This window comes from Proteocatella sp. QWL-06 (genome assembly GCF_058684135.1).
The window spans coordinates 2,075,517-2,086,995 of sequence record NZ_CM178755.1 but is presented as its reverse complement, the minus strand read 5'-3'; the positions used below and the strand labels follow the sequence as shown (position 1 = coordinate 2,086,995).

The 11,479-nt window shown below is 46.2% G+C and carries 10 protein-coding genes; 9 read left to right on the top strand and 1 reads right to left on the bottom strand.

Annotated features, from left to right (window positions below; translation table 11 throughout):
- Positions 1-77: 77 nt before the first annotated feature.
- From AC4PGZ_RS10045 to AC4PGZ_RS10025, 5 genes are read left to right on the top strand one after another with little or no spacing between them, the layout of a single operon-like run.
- Positions 78-932, top strand: a complete 855-nt coding sequence (locus AC4PGZ_RS10045) for a nucleoside hydrolase (protein WP_492158485.1) — start codon at positions 78-80, stop codon at positions 930-932.
- A 13-nt stretch (positions 933-945) separates the two neighbouring features.
- The gene (locus tag AC4PGZ_RS10040) at positions 946-2,193 is read left to right on the top strand and encodes an ABC transporter substrate-binding protein (RefSeq protein WP_492158484.1); all 1,248 of its coding nucleotides are present in this window, start codon (positions 946-948) and stop codon (positions 2,191-2,193) included.
- A gap of 40 nt (positions 2,194-2,233) precedes the next feature.
- The gene (locus AC4PGZ_RS10035; RefSeq protein ID WP_492158483.1) at positions 2,234-3,118 is read left to right on the top strand and encodes an ABC transporter permease; all 885 of its coding nucleotides are present in this window, start codon (positions 2,234-2,236) and stop codon (positions 3,116-3,118) included.
- On the top strand, positions 3,111-3,926 hold the full coding sequence (locus AC4PGZ_RS10030; protein WP_492158482.1) for an ABC transporter permease: 816 nt from the start codon (positions 3,111-3,113) through the stop codon (positions 3,924-3,926). The genes AC4PGZ_RS10035 and AC4PGZ_RS10030 overlap by 8 nt, the downstream gene beginning before the upstream one ends.
- Complete coding sequence (locus tag AC4PGZ_RS10025) at positions 3,904-4,566, top strand: ABC transporter ATP-binding protein (protein ID WP_492158481.1); 663 nt, start codon at positions 3,904-3,906, stop codon at positions 4,564-4,566. The genes AC4PGZ_RS10030 and AC4PGZ_RS10025 overlap by 23 nt, the downstream gene beginning before the upstream one ends.
- A gap of 81 nt (positions 4,567-4,647) precedes the next feature.
- On the opposite strand, the gene AC4PGZ_RS10020 is transcribed toward AC4PGZ_RS10025, so the two are convergent.
- Positions 4,648-5,871: a C40 family peptidase gene (locus AC4PGZ_RS10020; protein WP_492158480.1), complete on the bottom strand. Its 1,224-nt coding sequence runs from the start codon at positions 5,869-5,871 to the stop codon at positions 4,648-4,650.
- Positions 5,872-6,316: 445 nt separating this feature from the next.
- Here AC4PGZ_RS10020 and AC4PGZ_RS10015 point away from each other — a divergent pair, with 445 nt between their 5' ends.
- The 4 genes from AC4PGZ_RS10015 (at position 6,317) to AC4PGZ_RS10000 (ending at position 11,461) form a co-directional block, all read left to right on the top strand.
- Positions 6,317-7,186, top strand: a complete 870-nt coding sequence (locus AC4PGZ_RS10015; RefSeq protein WP_492158479.1) for a copper amine oxidase N-terminal domain-containing protein — start codon at positions 6,317-6,319, stop codon at positions 7,184-7,186.
- Positions 7,187-7,198: 12 nt separating this feature from the next.
- Complete coding sequence (locus AC4PGZ_RS10010) at positions 7,199-8,869, top strand: S-layer homology domain-containing protein (RefSeq protein WP_492158478.1); 1,671 nt, start codon at positions 7,199-7,201, stop codon at positions 8,867-8,869.
- An 87-nt stretch (positions 8,870-8,956) separates the two neighbouring features.
- Positions 8,957-9,955 (top strand): class II fructose-bisphosphatase, encoded by a 999-nt coding sequence (glpX, locus tag AC4PGZ_RS10005; RefSeq protein ID WP_492158477.1) that lies wholly within the window; start codon positions 8,957-8,959, stop codon positions 9,953-9,955.
- An 18-nt stretch (positions 9,956-9,973) separates the two neighbouring features.
- Complete coding sequence (locus AC4PGZ_RS10000; RefSeq protein ID WP_492158476.1) at positions 9,974-11,461, top strand: phosphohexomutase domain-containing protein; 1,488 nt, start codon at positions 9,974-9,976, stop codon at positions 11,459-11,461.
- Positions 11,462-11,479 lie beyond the last annotated feature (18 nt).

Below are 11,479 nucleotides of genomic sequence, written 5' to 3'. Positions count from 1 at the left end.
AACGCCGGATATGATATAATTAAAAGGCTTATGTAGAAATTCTGTCAGGAAGTACAGTTTTTGCGAATGGAGGTTTTATGAAGATTTTGTTTGACTGCGACAATACCTTTGGAGTAAGCGGATGCGACGTGGACGACGGTCTCGCTCTGCTTTATCTTCTCGGAATGGATGCAGAGATAGTGGGGATAACCGCTACATATGGAAACAGCGACCTTGATACGGTCTTTTCAAATACCCGCCTCATGATAGATGAGCTGGGACTGGATCATATTCCTCTTCTTCGGGGAGGCGCCTGTGAGGGCGACTATGAGAGCGAGGCTTCGGATTTTCTTGCGGAGATGGCAGCGCGCTTCAGGGGAGAGATATTCCTGCTTGCGACCGGGTCTCTGACTAATGTATACGGAGCATTTCTTAAGGATCGGAGCTTTTTTGAAAACCTTGCTGGAGTGTGCCTCATGGGTGGCATAACGCAGACTCTGTATATAAATGGAAAGATAATGAATGAGCTCAACTTCTCCTGTGACAGCTCAGCAGCGCTCGGGGTCATAAGGGAGGCGAAGAATCTCAGTATAGTTACGGGAAACAACTGCCTGAGGGCATTTTTTTCACATGAAGGCCACAGGCAACGTCTCGGCGGCTCGAAGACTGGGATTGCCAGATACATCGACGAAAAGACGTCGTACTGGTATGACTGCATGAAGAAGTACGACATAGAGGGCTTTTATAACTGGGACGTGGTTTCTGCAGCGTATATAATGAAGAGGGAGCTTTTTGAGGACTCTTTTTGCGTGATAAATCCGGACGAAGACTCTATGAAATCGGGAAGGCTGCTTGGAAACGGCACGCCTGTCAGGGTCAATCTTCCGGTCATAAAGGATTCTAAGGTTTTTGAGGACGAGGTATATAGCGCTTATCTTAATATTAAAATATGAAAGGAATAGAATAATGAAGAAAAGACTTATAGCTATTTTTACGGCGGCGGTGATGGGCGTGACGCTCCTTGCGGGCTGCTCAGGAACAGGTACATCCGGTGATGCCGACAAGGAAGCAGGTTTTGACGCTTCGGCGGATTTTGAGCAAATAACAGAGCAGGCAAGAGGCACTAAGGTGACTTTTTACGGCTGGGGCGGAGATGACAAGCGAAATGAATGGCTCGACACAGTGGTGGCATCCTCGCTTAAGGAAAACTATGACATCACCCTTGAGAGAGTTCCGATGGACATCGATCAGATACTGTCAAAGCTTTCCGGAGAGAAGCAGGCAGGCACTGAGGCAGGTTCTGTGGACGTAATCTGGATAAATGGCGAGAATTTCTATTCTGCGAAGGAAAACGGGCTGCTGTTCGGACCTTTTGCAGAGCAGCTGCCAAACTACAAGAGCCTTGTAGATGCTCAGGATGTTGAGAATCTGTATGATTTTGGATATCCTGTGGAGGGATTTGAGGCGCCGTACGGAAAAGCTCAGCTAGTGCTGATGAATGACAGCGCGCTTAACCCTGAGACTCCAAAGAATACAGCCGAGCTTATGGAATATGCAAAGAAATATCCTGGCAAGGTGACATACCCTGCGCTGCCTGATTTTACAGGAAGTGCGTTTGTAAGGAACGTTATTTATGATATATCAGGACATGAGATTTTTGCTGACATGGAGGCGGACAAGGAAACTGTAAGAGCTGCGATAGCTCCTGCAATGGAGTATCTTAAGGAGCTGAGTCCATATCTGTGGAACCAGGGCAAGACTTATCCTGCGTCCTCGACGCTCATGGATAACATGTTCGCTGATGGAGAGCTTGCTATAAACATGAGCTATTCACCTTATTCTGCGGCGCTCAGCATAGCGGACGGGGTTTACCCTGCTACGGTTAGAACATTCCTGTTTGAAAATGGAATGATAGGAAATACGAATTACATGGCGATTGCACAGAATGCTCCCAACAAGGCGGGTGCGATGGTACTCATAAATGAGATGCTGTCTGCGCAGATTCAGGCGAGTCAGCTTGATGTACTCAAGACTCTTCCGGTGGTTTCACATGAGCTGCTTTCTGATGAGGAGAAGGCGCTTTTTGATGCTGTGGATATTGGAGAGGGAACCATAGCTCAGGATGAGCTTCTTTCAAAGAGGCTTCCTGAAATGCCTGCAAAGCTTGTTCCGATAATAGAAGAGATCTGGCTCGAAGAAGTAGCGGGGCAATAATATCTGGCCGGCTGATCCGGCTGCATGGAAGGAAATATATATGAAGAAACTGTATCCATATCTTCTCCTGTCTCCGCTTATATTTCTGGGGGCAATATTTGCTCTGGGTGTGTGCAATGCGCTCATCCAGAGCCTTGGATATATACCGGCGTTTGAGATGAGAGAGCTTACGCTTGACTATTACAGGGCAGTGATTTCTGATCCTGCGCTTTTTGCGTCTGTAAAGACCAGTCTTCATACGGCTCTTGTGTCATCGGTCATTTCGGTGGCTGCAGGAGTCTCGCTCTGCAGCGTGCTCGTATCCTCGAGAGGAAGGTCCTCACGCAGGCTTTTTGCGAGGATGACTGACATAATAAGGATTCCGATACTGGTGCCGCATACTGTTGTGGCATTTTTTGTCATCATAATATTTTCCCAGAGCGGGCTTTTTTCGCGGCTCATGTACGCGGCAGGGCTGGTATCCTCACCTGAGGATTTTCCGATGATACTGTTTGGAAGCGACAGCGCAGGGGTCATAATTGGATATATATGGAAGGAAGCGCCTTTTGTGGCTTATTTCGTGCTGTCATTCATGTCGAGCATAGATGACAGGCTTGGGGAGGCTGCCAGAAACCTGGGAGCGAGTCCTCTGCAGTCGTTTTTCCATATAGTGCTGCCGCTGTGTCTTCCGGTAATAAACAAGGCCTTCGTTATTATATTCGCCTTCGCGTTTGGAGCGTATGAGCTGCCGTTTCTACTGGGAGCGACAACGCCGCGAGCGCTTCCGGTGCAGGCATATATAGAGTACATGCATCCGGATCTGCGGCACAGGGCATATGCGATGGCGATGAATGGCATAATACTTGTGATCACGCTTGGGATTTCGGTGATATATTACTGGCTGACGAAGAAGGCGGAGAGGATCGAGGGGAAGCATTATGAATAGGAAATTATCAGGCATAAGGGAAAGCAAGGCTGCGAATATGGTGCTTTACTTTGCCGCGCTTTGCATAACGGTTCCGCTTCTGATACTTCCTGTGTGGATATTCTTTGGAAGGTGGCAGTGGCCGGAGCTGTTTCCATCGGCATTTTCGCTGAGGGCGCTGAAGAGTATGTTTTCGGATGCAGGCATGGTGGAGGTGCTTTTTTCGAGCGTAATGCTGTCAGCCTGCGTGGCCATTCTTGCTACCTTGACGGGTATAATGGCGGCCCGGGCGCTGGTGCTCTATGATTTCAGGGGAAAGAAGCTGGTCTCGTTTTTCAGCATGCTTCCCATGATAGTTCCTTCGGCGTCTTTTGCGATGGGGGTTCATGTGGTATTTCTGAGGATGGGGCTTGGAGATACCTGGACTGGGCTTCTGCTGGTGCATATGATATATTCGGTGCCATATACGGTGAGCATTATGACGGACATAACGGCCATGGCGGGAGACCGGCTGGAGCTTCAGGCTCAGGTGCTGGGAGTGAGTCCGCTGAAGGCTTTCTGGCATGTCAGCCTTCCTGTTATGATGCCGGGAGTATTGTCGTCTCTCAGCATGGCGTATATAGTATCGTTCAGCCAGTACTTCCTCACGCTGCTTATTGGCGGAGGAAGGGTGAGGACGCTGTCGGTAGTGATGGTGCCCTATATACAGAGCGGGGACAGGACTGTGGCCTCTGCTTATGCTACGCTTTTCATAATGACGCTGATGATTGTATTTGGAGTGATGGAGTTTTTTGCGAGGAGGAAATATGAACAGGCTTTTTCTGACTGATATAAATGTAGAGCTCGGAAAGAAACATATACTTAAGAATGTCAGCCTCGAGGTAAAGACAGGGCAGCTGATATCGCTTCTGGGATCTTCTGGATGCGGCAAGAGCACTCTGCTCAAGACAGTAGCCGGGATTATAGAGCCGTCCTCGGGCGATGTGCTTATAGATGGAAAATCCGTGCTCGGTGTGCCTGTGCACAGGAGAGGGGTTGTCATAGTGTTTCAGGACCTGAGGCTTTTTCCTCATATGACGGTGGCTGAGAACGTGGAGTTCGCTCTTAAGATGAGCGGCATGAAGAAGCAGCAGTACCGTGAGATTGCAAGAGAGCAGCTTGAGAAAGTGAGGCTTGAAGGACTTGAGGACAGAAGGATAAGCCAGATTTCCGGGGGACAGATGCAGAGAGTAGCTCTTGCCAGGGCTTTTGCCGTAAGGCCGTCTGTAATGCTTCTGGACGAGCCTTTTTCTAGCCTTGACGAGGAGCTCAGGCTTGAGATAGGCAATCTGCTGCTTGAACTTCAGAGGGAATCTGAGCTCACTACTGTGCTCGTGACCCATGATACCCAGGAGGCGAGAAGGCTCTCTGATGCTATAGCATACATGAAGGATGGGGAGATAGTAAGATATGAAGAAATCAGGGGATGAAGATTTTGAAAAAGGGCGTAAAAAAACACCAGTCGATTCGACTGGTGTTTTGATGTCAATTTATGATTTTGAAGTCTGTGATTACATTACTCTTACTCCGTGTGAGAAGTTTCTGAACTGTGACAACGGAGATATCTTTACGCTCTGTCCCGGCTGCGGTGCATGGATGTATGATCCTCCACCTACATATATTCCTACGTGTCCTGGTCCGTAAACAAGGTCACCCGGCTGAAGCTCTGATCTCGATACGCTTGTGCCTGCTCGAGACTGTGAATATGACGTTCTTGGAAGTGATACTCCCAGCTGTCTGTATACATATGATGTAAATCCTGAACAGTCAAATCCTCTTGGGGTAGTTCCGCCCCATCTGTATGGAGTTCCCAGGTACTGCTTTGCGATTCCTACTACTCCGCTTGCAGTGCTCTTTGTTCCGTACAGAACTATTTTATCCTGTGGCTTTTCAACCACTTTCTGTGTCAGTACCTTGTTTTCTACTACACTTCCGTTTACCATTGTGACAAGACGGTTTACTTCTCTGACTCCGGATTTTCCTTCTGTCTTGACTTTAGTCTGTCCTATCTTCATAGTAGGGTCTGCTACTTTTTGTACTCCAGGTGCTACTGCCACTGTTCCTTTTTCTTCGTATGATGTCTTTATGTCAAAAAGCTGTGCTATTGTATTTGTCTCAGGAACGAGGCTTCTGGTGAGCTTGGAACGCGATACCGCTGCGCTTGGGTTCACTTTTGAGAGTGCTTCGTGTGATTCAAGTATGTTTTCTTCTGAAACTTTTTCAAGCTTAAGTATTTCTACGTCCTGTATAAAGTTTACTCTTACATTGCTTATCTTTGATGAATCTGACTTTACGACGTAGGGTTGTTTTACAGCATTAAGTACTTTTTGTGCCGTTTCTTCGTCTTTTACTGCCATTACTGCCTTGTTGTCAGATTTGATGATATATGCAGGCATTCTGATGTCGAGTGACTGTTCAAAATTCTGCTTCATTACATCTGTGCTGGTGAATTCTTTATTATCCATTTTTCCCTTTTGATATGCTACATTAAGGTCATATGTTGCGGCTTCACCTTTTTCATCTCTTATTTGTCTGTTAAAGCTTTCCACTGTTTGTTCTGCCTGTGCTTTTGTCTTTACATATCCGACATGTTCTCCATTTGAGACTATCTCGTATCCAACACCAGGCTGGAAGTAGAACAAAGAGCCAACAAGGCATACCAAAGATGCCAGGATGAATAGATAGGGGCTGCGTAAGATGGTCTGCTTCTTCTTAATGGGTTGAAGCTTTATCATTTGCGTTGTCCTCCGTTTCTCTTTCTTAACATTACCAATTATAGCATGCTTTATCTGCATTGAAAAGCTTTTTATTACAAAATAGTTACAATTGGGGTTTGCATGTTTAGTGTGTCAGTAAAATGGTTACCGGGAAAATCGATAAGACCAACAGTTATGGAATATGACAAAAAGAACGGTGTCAGTTAAAAATTACAGAAAGTTTACAGATATATTATCACATTAAACCAAAAAACATAAAAAATATGATTTTATAAGGATTTTATGCGGGAACGATATAAGAACAGGTATGTTTTGATTTATTGGCGTGTCCATGATATAATTGTAATACTATATTGTAATATGACTGTCATGGAATCGTTAAATTTATTTGATAGAATAGAGTAGGATATTTACAATTATTTTTGTTTTTTGACATGAAAACGTGTAATCTGGAGGTAATATAATGAAGAGATTTTTGAGTATCTGTACTGCGGGCATTGTTTTTCTGGCTGGAGGAGCTTTTGCGACGCCGGGATATGCCCTGGCTAAGGACAATGTGACTGTTATCGTCGATGGAGCGCCGATGACAGTTGTGGGACATCCTGCAGTACTGGATGAGACTAAAGGAAGAGTAATGATACCCTTCAAGTCGCTTTTCCTTGCTATCGGTGTAGCTGAGAAGGATATAAAATGGAACACGGCTACGAGCACGGCAAAAGGGACGCGTGAAGGAATCGAGGTTGAGCTTACTAAGAACAGCACTACCGCGAAAGTCAATGGAAAATCTGTCGAGATGGATGCTCCTCCTGTAATTATGGGTACAAGTATGATGGTGCCTCTGTCATTTGTTGCCAATCAGATGGGCGGAGAAACGAAGTGGGAAGGCAATCCTGCGTATAAGGTAAACATAAGCATGGGCAACGGACTTTTCCCGTTTGAGCCTTCAATTCCAACAAATCCTACAAACCCGACTACACCAACAAATCCGACAACTCCTGGAAGCACTGCTCCGGCAAAGGATACTGCGGCATCAAACAGCGAGATCCATGGGACATGGGCTATGCAGAGCGTGAGCAAGGTGAAGTATGCGGTTCAGTTCAGGGCGGACAAGACTATGGACATTAAGAACATTTCTTCAAACAAGGCTGCAAAGGGAACCTACAGCATAAGCGGAGACAATGTGACTGTAAAATCCGATGTCTTAAGTGGTACTTACAAGCTTGAAAAGACTACTTACAGCGGCACGGTATATTATATTCTGAATAACACAGATTCTACAAAGACTCTTGCGATCACGGCAGTGAGCTATGATGAATTCGCAAGTGTATATTAAAGGAGGTATTATATGAAAAGATCAGTACTGAGTCTGCTTGTGGCCTTTATGGTGCTCGGAAGCACTGTCACATCTTATGCAGTGAGCTTCAGCGATCTAGTTAACAGCAAGGGTGCGCCTCACTGGAGTGCGGTATACATCAAGGATATAGCTGAAAAAGGTCTCGTGAGCGGATATTCTGACGGTACATTCAGGCCAAACAGCCCGGTTTCGAGGGTGGATGCGATAGTGTTCATGTCAAGGCTCTATCCGGCAGACATAATAAAGGATACTTATGCGGACAACAAGGCAAAATGGACAACAAAGCTGAATACTTACGGCATTCCGGAGTATGGAAGGCCAGCGATAGTCTTCGCGCTTGAGAACAGCTGGTTTGGCGAGGCTTATCTGAAAGAGTTCATAGACTCTTCCACAAAGAAGCAGAAGGACGCTCTGAGATATGAGTTCTGCGTCTATCTTGTAAGGGCTCTCAACTGGGAGACTCAGCTCAGCAATGCTGCAGTAGTGAAATACAAGGATGCGAGCACTATAATAAAGCAGGCGGTTTCATACATCGAGCTTCTTGGCAGAAAAGGCATAGTTGCGACTACGGGAGAATTCTTCCCTAACAAATCCGTGACAAGAGGCGAGACTGCGAAGATGCTTTCGATATCATATCCGAGCAGTGAGAGAGCAAAGGATGATTCCGGCAATGTAAATCCGGGAACGAAAGATCCTGTGACTCCTGATCCGGGCTCTGACAAGGTAATAATGCCGAGTGGAGTTATAGTCGAAGGTATTATCAAATACGTCGGACTTGACGATAGTAATATGGTAGTGTCAATTGAAGATTCAAAAGGAAACATACTGAGCTTTTCGAACAAGGCGAGCGGCGTCGTGATATCAGTGGATGGAAAGAGCGCCAAGCCCGAGGATGTAAAGGTCGGATATACCGTAAAGCTTTATACTGACAGTACTACCGTAAAGGGTGTCGAGGCTGTGAGCAGGCTCGATATAAACAAGACTGTAAGCGGAGAGATAATAGAAGTTACTTCTTCCTCTATAGAGATAAAGCTCTCAAATGGAAAAACTGAGAAGTATGACATCGCTTCAAAGGCTGATGTTGAGAAGAATGGGAAGGATGCTTCGGTATCGGATCTTGCCTCAGGCGATGATGCTGAGATAAAGATAGAGAAATCCATCGTGACTCAGATCGATGCAGACAGCGTCAAGCGTACTCTCAAGGATGTAGTTATAAAGGGAGTGACCATAAATTCAAACAGCAGCGCGGTGCTAACCTTTATGGATGAAGACGGTGAGATTAGAAAGATGAATCTTTCCAGCTCTTCTGTGATATACATGAAGAATTCGAGGGCGAGCGTATCTGACATAAAGATAGGTTATGAGGCTGATGTATACGCAAACAGCAATGAGATACTGGATCTTACGCTGTACAGCCAGACCAAGGGTGAGGTTTTTATAGGAACCATAGAGGACATAAATACCAGAGACGATTATTTCATGATGAAGGGCTCTGATGGCAAGACAAAGAAGGTAATGATGGATTCAGGCACAGACATATATGATTATATTACTGGAAAGGCGCAGTACATCAGAGATCTTGAGGAAGACCAGAAGGTCATAGTTACAGGATACGAGGGAATTGACGTAATAGAAGCGACAAAGGTTTCCTACTATTATTAATATCATAAGCTGCCGGGTTTTATGACCGGAGGAAGCAAATTTCGTTTTTAACTTTACAATTTTATATATTTTTGGGAGGACTTATTGATGGATGATCGTAATTTAGCTTTGGAACTTGTCAGGGTAACTGAAACAGCAGCACTTGCTTCTGCGAAATTCATGGGCAGAGGAGACAAGAATGGTGCTGACGGCGCCGCAGTTGAAGGTATGAGGATGGCCTTTGAGAGTGTAAATATAAGAGGCGAAATCGTAATAGGTGAAGGTGAACTTGACGAGGCGCCGATGCTTTATGTTGGAGAAAAGGTAGGAAGCGGATTTGGACCAAGCTTTGACATAGCGGTAGACCCGCTTGACGGAACTTCTCTGATAGCAAAAGGTCTTCCAAATGCAATAGCTGTAATTGCGATGGCAAATCAGGGCTGCATGCTCAAGGCTCCGGACACTTATATGGAGAAGATCATAGTGGGACCAAAGGCCAAGGGCTGTATAGACCTTACAAAATCCGTATCAGAAAATCTTCACGCCGTGGCTAAAGCACTTGGCAAGCCTGTGGATGCAATAACTGCTACGCTTCTTGACAGAGAGCGCCATCAGGGAATAGTAGATGAGATAAGAGAAGCGGGAGCAAGGATAAAGGTATTCAATGAAGGAGACATAGCAGCAGGTATTGCGGCATGCTTTGAAAATACCGGAGTGGATATAATGTTTGGAATGGGTGGAGCGCCTGAGGGTGTAATTGCTGCAGCTGCTGTCAAGATACTTGGCGGGGACATGCAGGGAAGGCTGTGCCCGATGAGCGAGCAGGAAGTGGAAAGATGTCACGAGATGGGATTCAGCGATGAGGATATAAACAAGGTCCTTACGCTCGAGGATCTGGTATCTGGAGATGAGATATTCTTTGCGGCGACAGGAGTCACTTCTGGAGATTTCCTCAGAGGCGTGGTTTACACAGGAGACAACATGGCTACGACTCATTCTGTAGTCATGAGATCAAAGAGCGGCACTATCCGTTTTGTTGAGGCTACTCACAAGCTCGATAAGAATGAAATACTCAGAAAGCTCATGAAGGCTTACGGTAACAGATAAGAAAGGGAACTTGATAAAATGCTGTCAAAATTTTTGAAATTACAGAATGGAACTGATATCAGGGGAATCGCAGTTGAAAATGGCAGTCATGAGGTAAATCTCACGGAGGAGGCTGTAAGGGCCATAGCTTTGGGGATGCTTAAGTGGCTTGAGGGCTGTGAGAACAATTCCTGTGACAAGTTCAGGATTGCTGTAGGGATGGATTCGAGGATATCTGGTCCAAAGATTAAATCTGAGATTATCAGGACTTTTGAGAGCTGCGGGGTAAATGTAATTGACTGTAATATGGCTACGACGCCTGCGATGTTCATGACCACAGTCATGGAGAGCTACAGCTGTACGGCTGCGGTTATGATAACTGCAAGCCATCTTCCATATTTCCATAATGGAATGAAGATATTTACAAAAAGAGGCGGCGCTGAAAAAGCTGACATAACTGAAATCCTTAAACATGCATCTGAAGTAGATCCGGCTGTCGAGATGAACGAGATTTCCGGAAGGACGACCGAGGCAAACCTGACAGAGGATTATTCGAGGTTCCTCGTATACAAGATAATGAAGGATACCGGGATGAGCAAGCCTCTTGAGGGTCTGAATATAATAGTCGATGCTGGAAATGGGGCCGGTGGTTTCTTTGCCACTAAGGTGCTGTCCAGCCTTGGCGCGGATTATACGGGAAGCCAGTTTCTGGAGCCGGATGGCATGTTCCCAAACCATGCCCCTAATCCTGAGGACTCTGCGGCCATGAAGTCCCTGTCGGAGGCCGTTATAAGGCAGGGCGCCGATCTGGGAATAATATTCGACACAGATGTAGACAGAGCTGCCATTGTCGGTGACGACGGGAGCGAGATAAACAGGAACTCTCTTATAGCGCTGATCTCTGATATAGTTCTCAGAGAGCATCCGGGCTCTGTGATAGTCACGGACTCAGTCACATCTAACGGGCTGAGCGAGTTCATAGCATCCCGTGGAGGGGTGCATCACAGATTCAAAAGAGGGTACAAGAACGTAATAAATGAAGCAAAACGCATAAACGCTGAGGGAAGCGAAAAGTCCTATCTGGCTATTGAGACATCAGGCCACGCTGCGCTTGAAGAAAATTACTTCCTGGATGACGGGGCATACCTTATAGCAAAGATACTCACGGAGGTATCGAGGCTTAACCAGGAAGGAAGGAAGATACAGAGCCTTATAGCAGACCTTAAGCAGAGCGCAGAGAGCATGGAGTATCGCATCAGGATAACTGCAGGAGACTTTGCGGAGTATGGAAAAAAGGTGATCAGGGATTTTGAGGCATTTGCCGAAGCTACTGAGGGACTTGAGGTGGTGTTTCCAAACCACGAGGGGATAAAGGTCAGGACCGGGGATGGATGGTGCCTTCTGAGGATGTCGCTGCATGAGCCGGTAATGCCGCTCAATGTGGAATCGGACGTGCCGGGGGGAGTCAGCCGTATCATGGAGATCATTGGTACGTTCCTGAAAAATAATGAGGGGCTGGAATTTTGATGATTCGTAAAGGAATAG